Origin of the sequence: Nocardioides okcheonensis (assembly GCF_020991065.1) — a bacterium.
GTDB classification, from domain to species: Bacteria; Actinomycetota; Actinomycetes; order Propionibacteriales; family Nocardioidaceae; genus Nocardioides; species Nocardioides okcheonensis.
This window is the reverse complement of the sequence record NZ_CP087710.1, coordinates 1,608,200-1,627,294: the sequence shown is the minus strand read 5'-3', so window position 1 is coordinate 1,627,294 and position 19,095 is coordinate 1,608,200. Positions and strand designations below refer to the sequence as shown.

Sequence of the window (19,095 nt, the reverse complement as noted above, 5' to 3'; positions counted from 1 at the left end):
CCGTGCTCTGCGTGCTCGTGCTCGCGGCCGGGGAGCCGTGGGAGGCCCCCGCGCTCGCCGACCTGGAGGCCCACCCCGGGGTCGTGGTGCTCAAGCGCTGCGTCGACGTCGACGACCTGGTCGCGTCGGTCACCAGCGGTCAGGCCGACGTCGCGGTGGTCGCGCTCGACGCGCCCGGCCTCGACCCGTCGGCGGTCGCCCACCTGCGCCGCCACGCGGTGCGACCGGTCGCGGTGACCGGGGCGAGGTCCGACGACCTCGACGTCCGCGAGCACGCCCACCGGCTCGGCATCACCGCCGTCGTCGGCGGTGGCGAGCTGGCCAGCCTGCCCGAGGTCGTGACCAGCGTCGAGGACGTCCTCGACACCCGCCCGCGCCAGCCCGCCCTCGAGCCCGCGACGCCCGCGACGTCCGGGCCGGGTGGTCGGGTGGTCGCGGTCTGGGGGCCGGCCGGGGCGCCGGGGCGTACGACGGTCGCCGTCAACCTGGCCGGGGAGCTGGCCCGTCGACGGGTGCCGTCGGTGCTCGTCGACCTCGACCCCTACGGCGGCGCCGTCGCCCAGCAGCTGGGCGTCCTCGACGAGGTGTCCGGCCTGCTGTCGGCTGCGCGGCTGGCGGGGTCGGGACACCTCGCGGACCGGTTCCCCTCGACCTGCCGCGGCGTGGGCGAGCACCTCGCCGTGGTGACCGGCCTGCCCCGGGCCGACCGCTGGCGCGAGGTGCGCCCGGCCCACGTCGAGCAGCTGCTGGAGGCGGCCCGCGGCCTGGGCGAGGTGGTCCTCGACACCGGCTTCAGCATCGAGGACGACCAGGCGGCCGACCTCGGGGGACGCCCGGCCCGCAACACCCTGACGCTGGGCGCGCTGGAGCAGGCCGACGAGGTCGTGGTCGTCGGGGGCGCGGACCCGGTCGGGCTGACCCGCCTGGCGCGGGCGCTGGTCGACCTCCGGGAGCGGGCCGACGGCACGCCGGTGCGGGTCGTGGTCAACCGGATGAGGTCCTCGATCGGCTGGTCCGAGAAGGACATCGCCGGCATGGTCGAGGGCTTCAGCCGGGTCGCCGGCCTGCACTTCCTGCCCGACGACGCGCCCCTGGTCGACCGGTCGCTGGTGGCCGGCCGTCCGGTGGTCGAGCTGGGGGAGTCGTCCCTGGCGCGGAGCCTCGCCGCGCTCGCCGACGCCGTCTTCCCGGCCACCGTCGGGCCCGCCTCCGGGCGCGCGCACCCGCGCCCCGCCGGGCGCCGCGGGCTCCGTCGATCACGCCGGCAACCGGTCTAAACCTCTAGGTCTGTTCCACGATTCTTTTACGTTGGGTCAAGAATCGGCTTAAACTGGATGATCCGCACGAAGGAGAATCCGGTGACCACACCTGCTCGCGCGTGCGCCTACGCGCTCCTCACCCTGTCCCTCGCCTCGGCGCCGGCCTACGCCCAGGGAGCCCAGGACGCCCGGCGCGTCCCGTCCGGCACGACCGGCAACGACACGATCGTCGGCAACGCCCGGCCGAACCACATCATGGCCCTGGGTGGACGTGACGACGTGGTCGGCAACGGGTCCGACGACACCATCTACGGCGGCAAGGGCAACGACCGGATCGACGGCGGCGACGGCAACGACTGGATCACCGCGCAGCCCGGCCGCGACTGGGTCAACGGCAACCTCGGCAACGACCGGATCGACGGCGGGCAGGGCGACGACACCCTCTACGGCGGCGAGGGCGACGACGTGATCAGCTCCAACGTCGGCAACGACACCGTCTACGGCGAGAACGGCAACGACACCCTGGGCGGCAACGACGGCGTCGACCGGCTCTTCGGCGGCGAGGGCAGCGACAAGCACATCGGCGGCGCCGGCAACGACTGGATCGACGGCGGTGGCGGCGACGACGGGGCGATCCAGGGAGGCCCCGGCGACGACGTGCTCATCGACGGCGCGGGCAACGACTGGCTCGTCAAGGGCGACGAGGGCGACGACGTGATCTTCCTCGGTCCCGGCGTCGACAAGGCGTTCGCCGAGCAGGGCAACGACGTCATCTACGTGCTCAACGACGGGCAGGCCGACAAGATCCGCTGCGACGACGGCGGCCAGGCGCAGGGCAGCAACGACCGGGTGGTCTTCGTCGGGTCGCGCGACCCGCTCGACGTGGTCGACCCGTTCGGGACCTGCGAGAGCGTCTCCGTGGTCGCCGAGGCGCCGCAGGGCTGGCCCTACGGCCCGGTCTCGGCGCGGACCGTCACGCCGCGAACAGCAGGTACAGACCTCCCACGGTGAAGCTCACCATCGCGACCAGCAGCGGCAGCTGACCGGTCAGGTGGTGGCGCCTCGGCAGCAGCGCGAGGGCCCGGTCGTGGGCTGCCACGACACCGACGACGTGACCGAGCACGACCGCGAGCACCTTCGTGACCGCCAGGAACGTCGGGTGCCCGGACAGCCAGTAGCTGACCTGGAGGTCGGCCGTGCCGAGGAAGTCGTCGCCCCGGCTGAACGGGTCGCTCAGCTGGATCACGGTCAGCTGGCCGTACTCGACGAGGAACGTCAGGTAGTGCGCCGCGATGTAGCCCACGATGATCGGCACGACCGAGTGGGCGAAGAGGTCGGGCAGGGCCCGCCGCGGCGTCGAGCTCGTCACGCCGGTGGCCATCGTGGCGACCGTCAGGATCGCGATCACGCCGCCGGAGAACACGATGAGCCCGAGCGTGTCCGGCAGGACGCGGGTGACCGACATCGACTGCACCGCCTTGAGCCACGGCGTCGACTCGCGGAAGGAGTCGAACGCGGTGCTGCCGAACAGCACGCCCACGACGCCGACCAGGCCCGGGCGCGCCCGGAGCGTCGCGAGGTTGGCGAGCGGGCTGCGCAGCACGAGCCCGCGCTCGTCGCGCCCCCAGATCGAGAGCTTCGCGACCAGCGAGGAGTAGACCTCGAACGGGTCGGCGCGGGCGAGGAAGGTGGTGCCGAACAGCGCCGAGCCGACCAGCATGATGCCGAGGTAGAGCGCGCACCACAGCCGGACCGGACCGACGTCGGTCGAGTTCGGGTAGACCAGCTCGAGCCACACGAAGGCGAACAGGCCCGCGGCCGCCGGCCAGTAGCCGAGGCGCGCGGGGTAGGCGTACATGCCCTGCCCCTCCGGGACGCCCGAGAGCTTGGCGAACAGGATCGCGACGGTGCGTGCCGGGCTGACGGCGCGGAAGAACGGGCCGAGCAGCAGCGACGCCGGCACCAGCCCGACCCACAGCAGCGTGTAGAAGGTGCCGAGGAACGGGTTGGTCAGGCTGTCCTTGCCGAGCACGGCGGCCGCGCCGACGTAGAGGAAGAACACCATGCCGACCACACGCGCGCCCACGGCGAGGGCGCGCGAGGACGCGAGCCGGTCGAGCCACGCCGGCGCGGGGCGCCCCGAGGTGCGGCCGTCGTAGCGCGGCTCGCGCCAGGCGACGGCGAGGACGGTGAAGGAGACCACCAGTGCCGCGACGGCACCCGCGATCGCCAGCTCCGACGGGATCGGGAGGTCCTTGGCGCCTCCGAGGCCGTGGGCCTGGATCGTGCCCGGCACGCTCAGCGGACCTCGAGCTGGAGCACGACCTGGTCCGGCTCGTGGCTCTCGACCTCGACGACCCCGGGCCGGTCGATGGTGATCTCGTGCTCGGAGGTGCCCGCCTCGTAGGCGATCTCCTGCTCGGGCGTGCTGTGCACGTGGAGCTCGCCGGCGACGTCGGAGGTGATGGTGAGGTCGAGGGTCTGGCCGATTGCGAGGTCGACGCGCTCCCCGTTGGGGGTGAAGGTGTCGCCCTCGCGGGTCACGGTCACCTCGACGGCGTCGCTGCTCGTCGAGCCCGACCCGGAGTCGGACCCGGAGCTCGAGCTCGATCCGGAGTCGGACGGAGTCGCGGTGCCGCCGTCGTCGTCGCTCCCGCCGCAGGCGCTCAGGCCGAGGGCGAGCACGAGGGCGAGCGGGGCGAGGCGGGACAGACCGTGACGGGGCATGCTGGGCTCCTTCTGGGCGTACGTCGGCACCCGGTGGCCACGACGGGCGTCGGTCCACGGGCTCTGCCAGAATCCCACGAGGAACAAGACGCTGCGACGAGAGGGCATGCATGAGCGACCGGCTGCGGCCGCGGGACCTGGCGATCCTGGCCGCCGAGTCACCCACCACGCCCATGCACAACGCGACGGTGGAGATCTTCGACCCCGGCGACTCCGGCTTCGACCACGACCGGCTGCGCCAGCTCATCGCCGACCGGATCGCCTTCGTGCCGCGCTACCGCCAACGCCTGCAGGTCGTGCCGGGACGCCTGGCCAACCCGGCCTGGGTCGACGACGACGCCTTCGACCTCGGGTTCCACGTGCGTCGCTCGGCGCTCCCGCGCCCCGGGACCATGGACCAGCTGCGCGAGCTGGTCGCGCGGATCGCCTCGCGACCCCTCGACCGCACCCGCCCGCTGTGGGAGTGCTACTTCGTCGAGGGCCTGGAGCACGGGCACATCGCGCTGCTCACCAAGAGCCACCAGATCCTCGTCGACGGCCGCGAGACCGTCGACATCGGGCAGGTGCTGCTCGACACCTCGCCGGACCGCTCCACCCTCGGCCACGACGACGAGTGGCGTCCGCGCCGCCCGCGCGGACCGGTGGGGCTCGCGGTGGGCGCGGTCACCGACAGCCTGGAGAGCCCGTCGGTGCTGTGGCAGACGACGGTGGCCAACGCCGAGTCCGTGGGGCGCCGGGCGTCGGCGACGGGCGCGCGCGTCGCCGAGGTCGCGAACGCGCTGGCGGGCCGCGGTCCGGTGCACTCCACCCCGGTGCACCGCCGGCTCTCGCAGCAGCGCCGCTTCGTGACGGTCCGCACCGAGCTCGCCGAGCACCGGGCGATCCGCGAGGCCCGCGGCGGGACGGTCAACGACGTGATCCTGGCCGTGCTCGCCGGCGGGATCCGGGGCTGGCTGATGGCCCGGGCAGAGTCCCTGTCCGGACTGCGCACGGTCAAGGCGATCGTCCCGATGTCGGTCATCGACGACGACCTCGAGGCGACCTCGCTCGGCAGCCAGATCACCGGCCACCTCGTGCACCTGCCGATCAGCGAGCCGAGCCCGCTGGTGCGCCTGCACCAGGTGAGCTACGACCTCAAGGCCCACGGCGACAACGGCCGCGCCGTCTCGGCCCGCCGACTGTCGGGGATCGCCGGCTTCGCGCCGACGACGTTCCACGCCCTCGGCTCCCGGCTCGCGGCCGCCGAGCTGCGTCGCGGCTTCCAGGTCTCGATCACCAACGTGCCCGGACCGCAGTTCCCGCTCTACGCCGACGGCGCCCGGATGCTCGAGTCCTACCCCGTGCACCCGCTGCTGCCCGACCACCCGCTGGCGATCGGCGTGACGTCCTACGACGGGGGCGTCTTCTACGGCATCACCGCCGACCGCGACGCCGTGCCCGACGCCGACACCCTCGGCCAGTGCGTCCGAGAGGCGCTCGAGGAGCTGCGCGACGCGGCCACGGACACCACTCCCCGCGCGCCGCGCGGGCGCCGCAGGACCCCGAAGGAGAACAAGAGCCGATGACCCGCGTCTACCTCCCTGGTGACTGGAACGACGTCAGGGAGACCATGGCCACCGTGCGGCAGGCCGGTCACGTCCTCGAGCCGAGGTGGAACCTCGGCGTCCTGCGAGGCTTCGCCGTCACCGCCGAGCTGCGTGGTGCGCTGCCGGACCTCGACGAGGAGGCACTCGAGCACTACGCGATGACGGAGGCGGCACAGGCGTCGCTCGAGCACTTCCACGACGAGGGCGAGCCGATGCGACGCCTCGTCCTCGCGGTCGACACAGAGGCCGTCGACCTCGTCGCCGGCACGATCTGTGAGGTGCGCGCCGAGGTCGCGGTGCCCCATGACGTCGTCGCATGGCTCGTCGACACCGAGACGGCCCGGGACGCGGTCGCGCAGGTCGCGGGAGCGTGGCCGCTGGGCGGCGCGGAGTCCGCCGAGGAGGCCGAGCGCCTCGAGCGAGCGGTCGAGGCCTGCCTCGACCACGAGCTCGGGTGGTACGCCGCGACCGAGGTCGACGAGGTGCTCGGGCTGTCCTGAGGCCCGGTTGGAGGGCCGGGCGCGTCTCTGACACGATCAGGCGCATGGACGCGATCACCTTTCCTCCGGCTCCGACCAACGAGCCGAACCTGACCTACGCCCCGGGCAGCCCGGAGCGGGAGGCGCTCGTCACCGAGCTGGCCGTGCTGGAGAAGAAGCAGCACTCGTTCCGTGCCGTGGTCGGCGGCAAGCGGCGCACCGGTGGGGGTGCGGAGATCAAGGTCGTGCAGCCGCACGACCACGCCCACGTGCTGGGCACGCTGAAGAACTCGACGACCAAGGACGCGGAGGCGGCGATCAAGGCCGCGGCCGCGGCGGCGCCCGACTGGCGCGCGATGCCCTTCGACGAGAAGTGCGCGATCATCCTCAAGGCGGCCGACCTGCTGGCCGGCCCGTGGCGCCAGCGGCTCAACGCGGCGACGATGCTCGGCCAGTCGAAGACGGCGTTCCAGGCCGAGATCGACGCCGCGTGCGAGCTGATCGACTTCTGGCGGTTCAACGTCCACTACGCCAAGCAGATCCTCACCGACCAGCCGATCGCCAACAGCCCCGGCATCTGGAACCGCACGGACCACCGCCCGCTCGAGGGCTTCGTCTACGCGATCACGCCGTTCAACTTCACCGCGATCGCCGGCAACCTGCCCACCGCCCCGGCGCTGATGGGCAACACGGTGATCTGGAAGCCGTCGCCCACCCAGCAGCTGGCCGCGTCGCTGACGATGGAGCTGCTGGAGGAGGCCGGCATGCCGCCCGGCGTCATCAACATGCTCCCCGGCGACGGGCTCGACGTCTCGAAGGTCGCGCTGTCGCACCCCGACCTCGCCGGCATCCACTTCACCGGCTCGACCCCGACCTTCCAGCACCTGTGGGCCACGGTGGGCCAGAACATCGCGTCCTACCGCTCGTACCCGCGGATCGTCGGCGAGACGGGCGGCAAGGACTTCATCGTCGCGCACCCGTCGGCCGACCCCGACGTGCTGCGCGTGGCGATGATCCGCGGCGCGTTCGAGTTCCAGGGCCAGAAGTGCTCGGCCGCCTCGCGGGCCTACGTCGCGCGGTCGGTGTGGGAGAAGATCAAGGACCAGCTGGTCGCCGACACCGAGGCGCTGTCGATGGGCGACGTCACCGACCTGTCGAACTTCATGGGCGCGGTCATCGACGACCGGGCGTTCGCCAAGCACAAGAAGGCGATCGCGCGGGTGCGGGCCAACAAGCACCTCACGCTGCTGGCCGGCGGCCAGACCGACGACTCGGTCGGCTACTTCGTCCGGCCCACGATCGTGGAGTCGACCGACCCGACCGACCAGATGTTCTCCGAGGAGTACTTCGGCCCGATCCTGGCCGTCCACGTCTACGAGGACGACCGGTTCGAGCAGGTCGTGCACCAGATGGAGTCGTTCGCCCCGTACGCGCTGACCGGCGCGATCATCGCGCAGGACCGCGCGGCCATCGCGTGGGCCCGCAAGACGCTGCGCTTCGCGGCCGGCAACTTCTACATCAACGACAAGCCGACCGGCGCCGTCGTGGGCCAGCAGCCCTTCGGTGGCGGTCGCGCGTCGGGCACCAACGACAAGGCCGGCGCCGCGGTCAACCTGCTTCGCTGGACCTCGCCGCGGTCGATCAAGGAGACCTTCGTCCCGCCGAAGACCCACCTCTACCCCCACCAGGGCTGAGCCCGGTCCACGTGGGTGGGAGGATGGCCGCATGACCGCGGCCGTCCTCCCGCTCCACATGGGCGCCCTGCACCCCTACGAGCAGGCGCTCACGCTGCTGCTCGCCTTCGGGCCGTTCGTGGTCCTCGGCGTGGTGCTGCGGCGGCGCAGCAAGGAGCTGGCGGCGGAGGAGGCGGGGCGCACCGCCCCGGGCCCCCGCGTCGACGAGGACGCCCAGGCCTGAGGCGCCCGCGGGTCATCGCGCGAGCCACTCCCTGCCGACGCGGTGCTCGACGTCGAGGGCGTCGGAGAACAGCCCGGCGACCAGCTTCTCGATCTTCCCGCCGACCAGCGGGATGCGGATGCTGAGGTCGAGGTCGAGGGTCTCGGTGGTGGTGCCGCCCGACTCGACCAGCACCAGCCCACCGCGTGCCTCGCCCGGCTTGCCGGGGATGGCGAGCTCGACGTCGGCCGACGTGGGGGAGGTCCATGTCTCGGTCTGGACGACGACGATCTCCTCGCCCACGAACGAGCGGGCGAACGACGGGATGTCCCCGGCCGAGCGCACCTGCTCGATCCGCACGTGGTCGCCGTCGATCGTCACCGAGCCGCGCACGACCTTCTGCCGCGCGAGCACCTCCTCGCGGAAGGCCGGGTCGTCCAGCATGGCCGCCACGGCCTCGGCCGGGGCGTCGTACGCCAGCTCCTTCGTCAACCTGGTGCTCACGGTGTCCACCCTCGTCCCGCGTCGTCGTCCGGCCCTGCCGACCAGGCCCGGTCCTGCCCTGCACGTGCGGCCCATCATGGCCGAGAGCCGCAGGTGACGCGCCGGTAGGGGCCCGTGTTGTGACGGTCACAGCGCGGGTCCTAGGGTCGGAGCGTGGCGACGCCCGAGGAGACCAAGGACCACCAGCTCGACGCAGCGACGGGGCTCCGGCCCGAGTGGGGCGACCTGCTCCGCGCCTACTACCGGCACGTCGCGCCGGAGGAGGTGGCCGAGCGGTCGGCCGAGGACCTCCTGGGCGCCCTGGTGTCCCACCACGAGCTCGCCGAGTCGCGTCCGCAGGGCACCGCCGCGGTGCGCGTGGTGACCCCCACCAGCGCCGAGTCCGGCTGGTCGGCCGCGGGGCGCTCGGTGGTCGAGGTCGTCACCGACGACATGCCGTTCCTCGTCGACTCGGTGACCATGGAGCTCACCCGCCTCGGCCACACCGTCCACACCGTCGTCCACCCGCAGCTGCGCGCCGAGCGCGACATCACCGGCGCGCTCAAGCACGTCTCCGCGCAGGCCGAGCAGCCGCGCGCGGAGGCCGGCGACCCCGTGCAGTCCGGCGCCGAGTCCTGGATGCACGTCGAGATCGACCGCACCGACGACGCGGAGGCGGCCGAGATCACCGAGGGCGTCCAGCGCGTGCTGCGCGACGTGCGCGAGTCGGTCGAGGACTGGGCCAAGATGCACGCCCAGGCGCTCGCCGTCGTCGACGAGCTCGCCGCCGACCCGCCGCCGCTGTCGGTCGACGAGCTGCGCCAGGGCCGCGACTTCCTCACCTGGCTGGCCGACGACCACTTCACCTTCCTCGGCTACCGCGAGTACGTCCTCGAGGCCGAGGAGGGCGCCCCCGACGAGTGCGGCCTGCGCGCGGTCCCGGGCTCCGGGCTCGGCATCCTGCGCAGCGACCAGGACCTGTCGAGCGCGTTCGCGAAGCTGCCGCCGCTGGTGAAGGCGAAGGCCCGCGAGAAGACGCTGCTGGTCCTCGCCAAGGCCAACTCGCGCGCCACCGTGCACCGCCCGGCCTACCTCGACTACGTCGGGGTGAAGACGTTCGGCCCCGACGGGGAGGTGGTGGGGGAGCGGCGCTTCCTCGGCCTGTTCTCCAGCGCCGCCTACACCGAGTCGGTCACCCGCATCCCGGTGCTGCGGGAGAAGGCCGCCGAGGTGCTGCGCCGCGCCGGCTTCGACGCCCGCAGCCACGCCGGCAAGGCGCTGATGGACACCCTCGAGAACTACCCCCGCGACGAGCTGTTCCACACCTCGCCCGCCGAGCTCGCGCCGATCGCCCAGGACGTGATGTTCGCCCGCGAGCGCCGCCAGCTGCGCGCGTTCGTGCGGCGCGACACCTACGGCCGCTACGTCTCGGTCCTGGTCTACCTGCCGCGCGACCGCTACAGCACGGCCGTGCGCGAGCGGTTCGCCGACATCCTGCGCGCCGACCTCGGCGGCGACCACGTCGAGTTCACGGCGCGGGTCAACGAGTCCACGACCGCCCGCGTGCACTTCGTGGTCCACCCGCCCAAGGGCAGCCACATCCCCGACGTCGACGTCGCCGAGCTCGAGCGGCGCCTCACCGAGGCCTCGCGCTCGTGGCGCGACGACTTCGTCGCCGCCGTGGTCAACGACTACGGCGAGGAGCGCGGCTCGCACCTCGCGCGCGCCTGGTCCGACGCCTTCCCGGAGGCCTACAAGGAGGACTACAGCCCGCAGCGCGGCTCGGCCGACCTCGGCCGGATCGAGGCCATCGAGGGCGAGCAGGGCATCGACCTCGCGCTCTTCGAGCAGGACGAGCGCGGCGGCGTCTTCCGCCGCGGCGAGTCGCGTCTCAAGGTCTTCCGGGTCGGCGAGCCGCTGTCGCTGAGCACGGTCCTGCCGATGCTCACCTCGATGGGCGTCGAGGTCGTCGACGAGCGGCCCTACCACCTCGAGGGGCTCGCGCGGCCCTCGTTCATCTACGAGTTCGGCATCCGCCACGGCCGGGTCCTGACCCTGCACGAGCGGACCCTCTTCGCCGAGGCGCTGCGCGCGGTCTGGGACGGCTTCAACGAGATCGACGGCTTCAACAACCTCGTCCTCGCCGCCGGCCTGACCTGGCGCCAGGCCACGGTGCTGCGGGCCTACGCGAAGTACGCCCGCCAGGGCGGATCCCCCTTCGCGCTGGACTACATCGAGGAGGCCCTGCGCAGCAACGTCGACATCACCCGCCTGCTGGTCGAGCTCTTCGAGTCCCGCTTCGACCCGGGCCGCGGCGATCGCGTGCTGGCCGCCGACGCCGAGGCCCGGACCGCGAAGGTCGAGGCGATCGAGGAGCGGCTCGCGAAGGCCCTCGACGACGTGGTCAGCCTCGACCACGACCGCATCCTGCGGTCGTACCGCACGCTCGTGCGCGCCACGCTTCGCACCAACTTCTTCCAGCGCACGTCCGAGGGGGAGCTGCACCCCTACATCTCCTTCAAGCTCGAGCCGTCGGCGATCCCCGACCTGCCCGAGCCGCGCCCGCGCTACGAGATCTTCGTCTACAGCCCGCGCGTCGAGGGCTCGCACCTGCGCTTCGGCGCCGTCGCCCGCGGCGGCCTGCGCTGGTCGGACCGGCGCGACGACTTCCGCACCGAGGTGCTGGGCCTGGTCAAGGCGCAGATGGTGAAGAACACCGTCATCGTGCCGGTGGGCGCGAAGGGTGCCTTCTTCTGCAAGCAGCTGCCCGACCCGGCCGACCGCGACGCGTGGCTGGCCGAGGGCATCGCCTGCTACAAGACGTTCATCTCCGGCCTGCTCGACATCACCGACAACCTGGTCGACGGCGAGACCGTGCCGGCGCGCGACGTGGTGCGCCATGACGGCGACGACTCCTACCTCGTGGTGGCCGCCGACAAGGGCACCGCGACGTTCTCCGACATCGCCAACGGCGTGGCCAAGGACTACGGCTTCTGGCTCGGCGACGCGTTCGCCTCCGGCGGCTCGGTCGGCTACGACCACAAGGCGATGGGCATCACCGCCAAGGGCGCGTGGGTCTCGGTGCAGCGCCACTTCCGCGAGATGGGCGTCGACTGCCAGGCCGAGGACTTCACCGCGGTCGGCATCGGCGACATGTCCGGCGACGTCTTCGGCAACGGCATGCTCTGCTCGGAGCACACCCGCCTCGTGGCGGCGTTCGACCACCGCGACATCTTCATCGACCCGGAGCCCGACGCCGCGTCGTCCTACGCCGAGCGGCGCCGGCTCTTCGACCTGCCGCGCTCGAGCTGGAAGGACTACGACACCTCGCTCATCTCCGAGGGCGGCGGCGTGTGGCCCCGCTCGGCGAAGTCGATCCCGGTGTCGAAGCAGGCGCGGCAGGCCCTCGGCCTGGGCGCCGACGTCACGGCGCTGACGCCCGCGGAGCTCATGAAGGCGATCCTGCTGGCGCCGGTCGACCTGCTCTGGAACGGCGGCATCGGCACCTACGTGAAGTCCTCGGAGGAGACCAACGCCGACGCCGGCGACAAGGCCAACGACGCGATCCGGGTCAACGGCGAGGACCTGCGCGCCCGGTGCATCGGCGAGGGCGGCAACCTCGGCTTCACCCAGCTCGGCCGGGTGGAGTACGCCCGGCTCGGAGTCCGCGGCGACGGCGGCCGGATGAACACCGACTTCATCGACAACTCCGCCGGCGTGGACACCTCCGACCACGAGGTCAACATCAAGATCCTGCTCGACAAGGTCGTGCGGGCCGGCGGCATGGACGAGTCGGCGCGCAACGTGCTGCTCGCGGAGATGACCGACGAGGTCGGCGCGCTGGTGCTGCGCGACAACTACGAGCAGAACCTCGCGCTGGCCAACGCCGAGGCGCACGCGCCGTCGCTGCTGCACGTGCACGAGGACTGGATGCGCGAGCTCGAGCGGCGCGGGGTGCTCAACCGCGACCTCGAGGGGCTGCCGACCACGCGGCAGGTGCGCCGCCGGCTCGACCGCAAGCAGGCGCTGTCCGCGCCCGAGCTGTCGGTGCTGCTGGCGTGGACCAAGATCGTGCTGGCCGACGAGCTCATCGAGTCGGACCTGCCGGACGACCCGTACCTCCGCGAGGACCTGCTGGCCTACTTCCCGAGCCGGATGAAGCCCGAGCTCGAGCAGGCGATGGAGGAGCACCCGCTGCGCCGGGAGATCATCGTGACCCAGGTCGTCAACGACCTGGTCAACGGCGCCGGCATGACGTTCTGGCCGCGGCTCGCCGGTGAGACCGGGGCGAGTGCCGCGGACCTCACCCGCGCCAACTTCGTCGCCCGCGAGATCTTCGGCTCGCTCGCGCTGCGCCAGGAGATCGCGGCGCTCGACAACCAGGTCCCGGCCGAGCGCCAGACCCGGATGCGGATCGAGATGCGTACGCTCGTCGAGCGCGCCTCGCGCTGGCTCGTCACCAACCGGCGCTCCGGCCTCGACTCGAGCGAGACCGTCGAGTTCTTCCGGGGACGCGTGCAGGCCGTGATGGCCGAGCTGCCGAGCATCATGAGCGGGCGCGAGAGCGACGGCTACGTCGCGCGTGCCCAGCGGCTGACCGAGCACGGCGTGCCCGAGGACCTCGCGTCGCGGGTGGCGGTGCTCGCGCCGGCCTACGCCACGCTCGGGATCGTGGAGACCGCCGACCGGCTCGGCCTCGACCCGGTCGAGGTGGCGCGCGTCCACTTCGCGCTGGGGGAGCGGCTCGGGCTGCCGGCGCTCGTCGAGCGGATCTTCGCGCTCCCGCGCGACGACCGCTGGCAGACGATGGCGCGTGCCGCGGTGCGCGACGACCTCTACGGCGTCCACCAGCAGCTGACCGCCCAGGTGCTGGAGTCGACCAGCTCCGACGACAGCGCCCCGGCGCGGGTGGCGGAGTGGGAGAACTCCGAGGAGGAGCTCGTGGGACGGGCGTCGAAGACGCTGACGGAGATCTGCCGGGAGGAGACCGCCGAGCTGGCGCGTCTCTCGGTCGGTCTGCGGGTGGTGCGCGGGCTGCTGTCCTGACGCGTCAGAACAGCAGCACGGCGGCGACCACGCCGGCGGCGACGACGGCCCAGCGGAACACCGCGTCGGGGAGCTTGCGCCCGATCCTGGCGCCGACGTAGCCGCCGACGAGCGACCCGGCGGCGAGGAGCACCACGACGTCCCAGCGGGGGTCGGCGACGACGACGAAGATGGCGCCGGCGACGATGTTGCCGACCATCAGCGAGAGCGTCTTGAGGCCGTTGACGACGCGCAGCTCGAGGTCGGTGCCCAGGCCGAGGACGGCGACCATCATCACGCCCGCGCCCGCTCCGAAGTAGCCGCCGTAGACGCCGGTGAGCGTCGCGAAGGCGGTTGTCGCCGGCGACATCTGGTGCCGGGTGGCACGCTCCTCGCCGTGGCGGCGCTCGTGCCGCTCGCGCAGCCACGCGGCCACCCGCGGCTGGACGCCGACGAGCAGGCAGGTGAACAGGATCAGGAACGGCACGACCGCCTCGAAGACCCCGGGCGGCAGCCCGAGCAGCAGCGCGGCCCCGCCGACCGCGCCGATCGCGCACACCAGCACGATGACCTTCGCGATCGGCCCTGCCTCGCGCACCTCCTGGCGGTAGCCCAGCACCCCGCCGACGCCGCCGGGCACCAGGCCGAGGGTGTTCGACACGTTGGCCACGACCGGCGGCAGGCCGAGCGCGACGAGGACCGGGAAGCTCAGCAGCGAGGCGACGCCGACGGTGGAGGAGAGCACGCCGGCGCCGAACCCGGTGACGACCACCAGGAGGGCGTCGAGCAGGGTCACGGCTGCTCGCGGAGCAGGGCGACGTCGCTCACCATCGCGACGTGGGCGTGCATCGCCTCCGACGCCGCCTGGGGGTCGCCGGCGCGGATCGCCTCGGCGATCGCCCTGTGGCCGGCGAGCGAGTCCTGCGGTCGTCCGGGCTGGCCCAGCGACTCGATCCGCGTCTCCCGGATCAGGTCGCCGATCTCGCCCATCAACCGGGCCAGCAGCAGGGAGTGGGAGGCGGCCGTGACCGCCCCGTGGAACCGCTCGTCGCCCTCGACGCCGCGGCCGCCGGCGGCGATGTCGGCCTCCATCGCGGCGAGGGCGTCGTCGATGCGGGCGAGGTCCTCGTCGGTGCGGCGCACGGCCGCGAGCGAGGCGATCTTGGTCTCCAGCGCGTCGCGGGTCTCGATCACCTCGGGCAGCCGGTCGGCGTGGCTGCGGATCGCCTCGACGATCCGGGTGGCCTGCTGCATCCCCTGGCGCTCGGTCACCACCGTCCCGTCGCCGTGGCGCACCTCCACGACCCCGACGACCTCGAGCGCGACCAGGGCCTGGCTGAGGGTCGCGCGGCTCACGCCGAGGCGCTGCGCGAGCTCGCGCTCGGGCGGCAGCTTGTCGCCCGCCGTCAGCCCGTTGTCGGAGATCCAGGCCGAGATCTGACCGGCGACCTGCTCGTAGAGCCGGGTGCGCATCAACCGGGGCGGGAAGGAGTCGGTCATGGAGCGATCCTATTGACGATTGGACCAGAGTGCTATTGGCTAGGCCACTGAGCCGGCACTGTGACGAGGGCCATGACCCCCCGAGCCCCGCCGTGCGGCACTCGACTCGGAGGTTTTCACATGGGTCCGGAATGGATAGCGATCATCGCCCTGGTCGCGTTGTTCGTGGTCGGCACGCTGCTGCCGATCAACATGGGAGCGCTGGCCTACGTCGCCGCGTGGCTCGTCGGGATGTACTCCCTCGGCCTGGACGAGAAGGAGATCCTCGCCGGCATCAGCGCCGACCTCGTCCTCACGCTGATCGGCGTGACGTACCTGTTCGCCATCGCCCGGCAGAACGGGACGGTCGACCTCATCGTGCGCACGGCCGTGTCGTCGGTCGGTGGGCGCGTGGCGCTGATCCCGTGGGTGATGTTCGCGGTCACCGCGGTGATCACCGCGATCGGGGCCGCGAGCCCCGCTGCCTGCGCGATCATCGGCCCGATCGCCCTCGGGTTCGCGGGTCGCTACGGGATCAGCCCGCTGATGATGGGCATGTTCGTCGTCCACGGCGCCCAGGCCGGCGGGTTCTCGCCGATCTCGATCTACGGCACCATCACCAACTCGGTGATGGAGGACGCCGGGCTCGGCGAGTCGCACCTGACCATCTTCTTCTCCAGCCTCGTGGTCAACACGCTGATGGCCGCGATCCTCTTCGTCGTCCTCGGCGGTCGCAGGCTGATGTCGCTGCGGATGGACGCCGAGGGTGAGCTCGTGGCCGCGGGCGGCGGCGGCGGCGCGGTCGCGGCGTCGGGGGAGCGGGTCCGCCGCGACCGCTCGGACGCCCAGTCCGCGACGGGTGCCAGCCCCACCACCGGCACCCCGAACACCGACGACGCCGGCACCACCCTCGAGCACACCCTGACCCTGCTCGCCTTCCTGGCGGTCGCGGTCGTCGCGCTGGTCTTCGACAAGAACATCGGCTTCGCCGCCATCACCGCCGCGGTCGTGCTCTCCATCCTGACCCCGAAGGCCTACAAGGACACCGTCAAGCAGATCGCCTGGCCCACCGTCCTGCTGGTCGCCGGCGTGAGCACCTACGCCACCATCCTCACCACCGCGGGCTCGCCCGAGTTCGTCGGCAAGTGGGCCGCCGGCCTCGGCGCCGCCGCCATCGGCGCGCTGATCCTCTGCTACGTCGGCGGCATCGTGTCGGCGTTCGCCTCCTCCACCGCGCTGCTGCCGGTGATCATCCCGATCGCGATCCCGCTCGTGTCCGCCGACGGCGGGGCGCTCTCGGCCGGGCTGTTCGTGGCCGCCCTCGCGGTCAGCTCCACGATCGTCGACGTCAGCCCGTTCTCCACCAACGGCGCCCTCATGCTGGCCAACAGGCCGGACAGCATCGAGGAGAGCACCTACTACAAGCAGATCCTCGGCTACGCCGTGATCGTCACCCTCGTCGGCCCGCTGCTCGTCTGGGCCGCCCTCGTCCTCCCAGGAGCCCTCGCATGACCGGACCCCTCTCCGACCTGCTCGTCGTCGACCTCACCCGCGCCCTCGCCGGACCGCACTGCACACAGATGCTCGGCGACCTCGGCGCCCGCGTGATCAAGGTGGAGGCGCCGGGCAGCGGCGACGACACCCGCGGCTGGGGCCCGCCGTTCGTCGGGGAGCCCGACGCGCGCCAGTCGACGTACTTCCTGTGCACCAACCGCAACAAGGAGTCGATCGCGCTCGACCTCAAGGACGCGGGGGACAAGGACGTGCTGCTCGGGCTCGTCGAGCGCGCCGACGTGCTGGTGGAGAACTTCCGCACCGGCGTGCTCGAGCGTCTCGGCCTCGGCATCGAGGAGCTGATGCGGCGCAACCCGCGCCTCGTCGTCCTGTCCATCACCGGCTTCGGCCACGACGGTCCCGAGGGCGGACGCGCGGGCTACGACCAGATCGCCCAGGGCGAGGCCGGCCTGATGTCGCTGACCGGCTCGGGGCCCGACGACCCGCAGCGGGTCGGGGTGCCGATCGCCGACCTGCTGTCCGGGATGTACGGCGCCTACGGCATCCTCGCCGCGCTCCACGAGCGCGAGCGCACCGGCAGGGGCCAGGTCGTGCGGACCTCCCTGCTCGCCTCGGTCGTCGGCGTGCACGCCTTCCAGGGCACCCGGTGGACCGTCGCCGGCGAGGTCGGCCGCGCGCAGGGCAACCACCACCCGTCGATCGCGCCCTACGGCCTGTTCCACTGCCGCGACGGAGCGGTGCAGATCGCGCTCGGCAGCGAGGGCCTGTGGAGGCGGTTCTGCGAGGGCTTCGGCCTCGACCCCGAGGCGGACGGGCTCGCCAGCAACGGCGAGCGCGTCGCGCACCGCGACCGCGTCATCGAGGTCGTCGAGGCGGCCTTCGCCGACTGGGACTCCGAGCCGCTGCTCGCCCGCCTGGCCGAGGTCGGCGTGCCGGCAGGCAAGGTCCGCACCCTCGACGAGGTCTACGAGTGGGACCAGGTCGCCAGCCAAGGGCTGCTGCTCGACGTCGAGCACGCCAGCCTCGGCCACCTGACGCTGCCCGGCCCGCCGCTGCGCTTCTTCGACGGCGAGGGCGCCGAGGTCACGCGCCGCGACCACGTCGCGCCGCCGCTCCTCGACCAGCACGCCGACGAGATCCGGGCCTGGGTCGGCGGTGGCGGGGCATGACGCGCCGCTGGACCGCCCACGAGCTGCTCGACCTGGTCCTCGACCCCGGGACGTACGCGTCCTGGGACTCCCCGGTCGACCTGACCGGCGTCGAGCCGGGCTACCGCGCCGTCCTCGAGGCGGCTGCCGCGAAGGCCGGCACCGACGAGTCGGTGCTGACCGGTCGCGGCGAGGTCCGCGGGCGCCCGGTCGCCGTCGTGGTCAACGAGTTCGCCTTCCTGGCCGGCTCGATCGGGCGGGTCGCCGCCGACCGGATCATCGCGGCCGTGCGCCGGGCGACCGCCGAGGGCCTGCCGCTGCTGGCCAGCACCGCGTCGGGCGGCACGCGCATGCAGGAGGGCACGCCCGCCTTCGTGCGGATGGCCGAGATCTCCCGCGCCCTGATGGACCACCGCGCCGCCGGCCTGCCCTACCTCGTGCACCTGCGCCACCCCACCACCGGCGGGGTGTACGCCTCGTGGGGCTCGCTCGGGCACGTGACGGTCGCCGAGCCCGGCGCGCTGGTCGGCTTCCTCGGGCCGAAGGTGTTCGAGGCGCTCCACGGACGCCCGTTCCGCCCGGGCGTGCAGGTCGCCGAGCACCTCGCCGCGTCGGGCGTCATCGACGGGGTGGCCGCCGCGGAGGACCTCCCGGCCCTGGTCGACCTCGCGCTGGGCGTCCTCGTCGACCCGCCGGGCGCGGGGTCGCTGCCCCAGCGGCCCAAGCGGCTGCTCGGCGACCACGCCGCCTGGGACAGCATCGAGCGCACCCGCGCGGTGGGCCGGATCGGGCTGCGGGACCTGCTCGCCCACGGCGCCACCGGGACCGTGCGGCTGCGCGGCACCGACGAGGGCGAGCGCGACTCGACCGTGACGGTCGCCCTCACCCGGATCGACGACCAGCCGTGCGTCGTGGTGGGCCAGGACCGCTCGCGCCAGACCCCGGGACACCTGATGGGCCCGGGCGCGCTGCGCGAGGCGCGTCGCGGCATGCGGCTGGCCGAGGAGCTGGGGCTGCCGCTGGTGACCGTCATCGACACCCCGGGCGCCGAGCTGTCGCCCGAGGCGGAGGAGCGGGCGATCGCGGGCGAGATCGCCCGGTGCATCGCGACCCTCACCACGATGCGGGTGCCGACGCTCTCGGTCGTGCTCGGCCAGGGCTGCGGCGGGGGAGCGCTCGCGCTGCTGCCGGCGCAGATGGTGGTGGCGACCGAGCACGCGTGGCTCTCGCCGCTGCCGCCCGAGGGGGCGAGCGTCATCGTGCACGGCGACGTCTCGCACGCGCCGGAGATGGCGACGCAGCAGCGGGTGCGCGCCGTCGACCTGCTGGCCGACGGGATCGTCCACCACATCGTGCCCGAGGTCGACGGCGAGCAGCCCGCCGACCTGGCGGCGGCGGTGGCCGCCGAGATCGGCACCCGCCTGCGCGAGCTGACCGGCGCGGCGGTGGCCGAGGCCTGCTGAGCGCTCGGCCCGGCCGGTCGCGGGCACCGTGCCAT

General features: G+C 72.9%; 15 protein-coding genes. 10 read left to right on the top strand and 5 right to left on the bottom strand.

Annotation, left to right across the window (positions count from 1 at the left end):
• Nucleotides 1-2 precede the first annotated feature (2 nt).
• Together LN652_RS07845 and LN652_RS07840 are read left to right on the top strand one after the other, a co-directional pair.
• Entirely contained in the window at nt 3-1,277 is a 1,275-nt protein-coding gene (locus tag LN652_RS07845; RefSeq protein ID WP_230444110.1) for an AAA family ATPase, read from the top strand.
• A gap of 81 nt (nt 1,278-1,358) precedes the next feature.
• Complete coding sequence (locus tag LN652_RS07840) at nt 1,359-2,270, top strand: calcium-binding protein (protein WP_230444109.1); 912 nt, start codon at nt 1,359-1,361, stop codon at nt 2,268-2,270.
• On the opposite strand, the gene LN652_RS07835 is transcribed toward LN652_RS07840, so the two are convergent.
• Both LN652_RS07835 and LN652_RS07830 read right to left on the bottom strand, forming a co-directional pair.
• Nucleotides 2,233-3,555 carry a hypothetical protein gene (locus LN652_RS07835; RefSeq protein ID WP_230444108.1) on the bottom strand — a complete coding sequence of 441 codons (1,323 nt, stop codon included), beginning with the start codon at nt 3,553-3,555 and terminating at the stop codon, nt 2,233-2,235. The genes LN652_RS07840 and LN652_RS07835 overlap by 38 nt on opposite strands.
• Before the next feature lie 2 nt (nt 3,556-3,557).
• Nucleotides 3,558-3,986 (bottom strand): hypothetical protein, encoded by a 429-nt coding sequence (locus LN652_RS07830; protein WP_230444107.1) that lies wholly within the window; start codon nt 3,984-3,986, stop codon nt 3,558-3,560.
• Nucleotides 3,987-4,096: 110 nt separating this feature from the next.
• Between LN652_RS07830 and LN652_RS07825 the strand changes: the two genes are divergently transcribed.
• From LN652_RS07825 to LN652_RS07810, 4 genes are read left to right on the top strand one after another with little or no spacing between them, the layout of a single operon-like run.
• Nucleotides 4,097-5,551, top strand: coding sequence for a WS/DGAT/MGAT family O-acyltransferase (locus tag LN652_RS07825; protein ID WP_230444106.1), 1,455 nt, complete (start codon nt 4,097-4,099; stop codon nt 5,549-5,551).
• Nucleotides 5,548-6,072 carry a DUF6912 family protein gene (locus LN652_RS07820; protein ID WP_230444105.1) on the top strand — a complete coding sequence of 175 codons (525 nt, stop codon included), beginning with the start codon at nt 5,548-5,550 and terminating at the stop codon, nt 6,070-6,072. Before LN652_RS07825 ends, LN652_RS07820 begins: the two co-directional genes overlap by 4 nt.
• A 44-nt stretch (nt 6,073-6,116) precedes the next feature.
• Nucleotides 6,117-7,745: an L-glutamate gamma-semialdehyde dehydrogenase gene (pruA, locus tag LN652_RS07815; RefSeq protein ID WP_230444104.1), complete on the top strand. Its 1,629-nt coding sequence runs from the start codon at nt 6,117-6,119 to the stop codon at nt 7,743-7,745.
• Nucleotides 7,746-7,776: 31 nt separating this feature from the next.
• Entirely contained in the window at nt 7,777-7,968 is a 192-nt protein-coding gene (locus tag LN652_RS07810) for a hypothetical protein (protein ID WP_230444103.1), read from the top strand.
• Between the two features lie 12 nt (nt 7,969-7,980).
• On the opposite strand, the gene LN652_RS07805 is transcribed toward LN652_RS07810, so the two are convergent.
• The gene (locus tag LN652_RS07805) at nt 7,981-8,451 is read right to left on the bottom strand and encodes a DUF2505 domain-containing protein (RefSeq protein WP_230444102.1); all 471 of its coding nucleotides are present in this window, start codon (nt 8,449-8,451) and stop codon (nt 7,981-7,983) included.
• Between the two features lie 153 nt (nt 8,452-8,604).
• On the opposite strand from LN652_RS07805, the gene LN652_RS07800 reads away from it, so the two are divergent.
• The gene (locus LN652_RS07800; RefSeq protein ID WP_230444101.1) at nt 8,605-13,476 is read left to right on the top strand and encodes an NAD-glutamate dehydrogenase; all 4,872 of its coding nucleotides are present in this window, start codon (nt 8,605-8,607) and stop codon (nt 13,474-13,476) included.
• A 4-nt stretch (nt 13,477-13,480) separates the two neighbouring features.
• On the opposite strand, the gene LN652_RS07795 is transcribed toward LN652_RS07800, so the two are convergent.
• On the bottom strand, nt 13,481-14,251 hold the full coding sequence (locus LN652_RS07795; protein WP_230444100.1) for a sulfite exporter TauE/SafE family protein: 771 nt from the start codon (nt 14,249-14,251) through the stop codon (nt 13,481-13,483).
• Entirely contained in the window at nt 14,248-14,955 is a 708-nt protein-coding gene (locus LN652_RS07790) for a FadR/GntR family transcriptional regulator (RefSeq protein ID WP_230444099.1), read from the bottom strand. Before LN652_RS07790 ends, LN652_RS07795 begins: the two co-directional genes overlap by 4 nt.
• 120 nt (nt 14,956-15,075) lie before the next feature.
• On the opposite strand from LN652_RS07790, the gene LN652_RS07785 reads away from it, so the two are divergent.
• Genes LN652_RS07785 through LN652_RS07775 form a run of 3 tightly spaced genes read left to right on the top strand, consistent with a single transcriptional unit; the run spans nt 15,076 to nt 19,060 of the window.
• The gene (locus LN652_RS07785; RefSeq protein ID WP_230444098.1) at nt 15,076-16,446 is read left to right on the top strand and encodes an SLC13 family permease; all 1,371 of its coding nucleotides are present in this window, start codon (nt 15,076-15,078) and stop codon (nt 16,444-16,446) included.
• The gene (locus tag LN652_RS07780; RefSeq protein WP_230444097.1) at nt 16,443-17,618 is read left to right on the top strand and encodes a CaiB/BaiF CoA transferase family protein; all 1,176 of its coding nucleotides are present in this window, start codon (nt 16,443-16,445) and stop codon (nt 17,616-17,618) included. Before LN652_RS07785 ends, LN652_RS07780 begins: the two co-directional genes overlap by 4 nt.
• Complete coding sequence (locus tag LN652_RS07775; protein WP_230444096.1) at nt 17,615-19,060, top strand: acetyl-CoA carboxylase carboxyltransferase subunit alpha/beta; 1,446 nt, start codon at nt 17,615-17,617, stop codon at nt 19,058-19,060. Before LN652_RS07780 ends, LN652_RS07775 begins: the two co-directional genes overlap by 4 nt.
• Nucleotides 19,061-19,095: the final 35 nt, after the last annotated feature.

Coding starts and splice junctions, on each gene's coding strand:
- LN652_RS07830 (WP_230444107.1), bottom strand. CDS start 3,986: ATGCCCCGTCACGGTCTGTCCCGCCTCGCCCCGCTCGCCCTCGTGCTC.
- LN652_RS07825 (WP_230444106.1), top strand. CDS start 4,097: ATGAGCGACCGGCTGCGGCCGCGGGACCTGGCGATCCTGGCCGCCGAG.
- LN652_RS07820 (WP_230444105.1), top strand. CDS start 5,548: ATGACCCGCGTCTACCTCCCTGGTGACTGGAACGACGTCAGGGAGACC.
- pruA (WP_230444104.1), top strand. CDS start 6,117: ATGGACGCGATCACCTTTCCTCCGGCTCCGACCAACGAGCCGAACCTG.
- LN652_RS07810 (WP_230444103.1), top strand. CDS start 7,777: ATGACCGCGGCCGTCCTCCCGCTCCACATGGGCGCCCTGCACCCCTAC.
- LN652_RS07790 (WP_230444099.1), bottom strand. CDS start 14,955: ATGACCGACTCCTTCCCGCCCCGGTTGATGCGCACCCGGCTCTACGAG.
- LN652_RS07785 (WP_230444098.1), top strand. CDS start 15,076: ATGGGTCCGGAATGGATAGCGATCATCGCCCTGGTCGCGTTGTTCGTG.
- LN652_RS07780 (WP_230444097.1), top strand. CDS start 16,443: ATGACCGGACCCCTCTCCGACCTGCTCGTCGTCGACCTCACCCGCGCC.
- LN652_RS07775 (WP_230444096.1), top strand. CDS start 17,615: ATGACGCGCCGCTGGACCGCCCACGAGCTGCTCGACCTGGTCCTCGAC.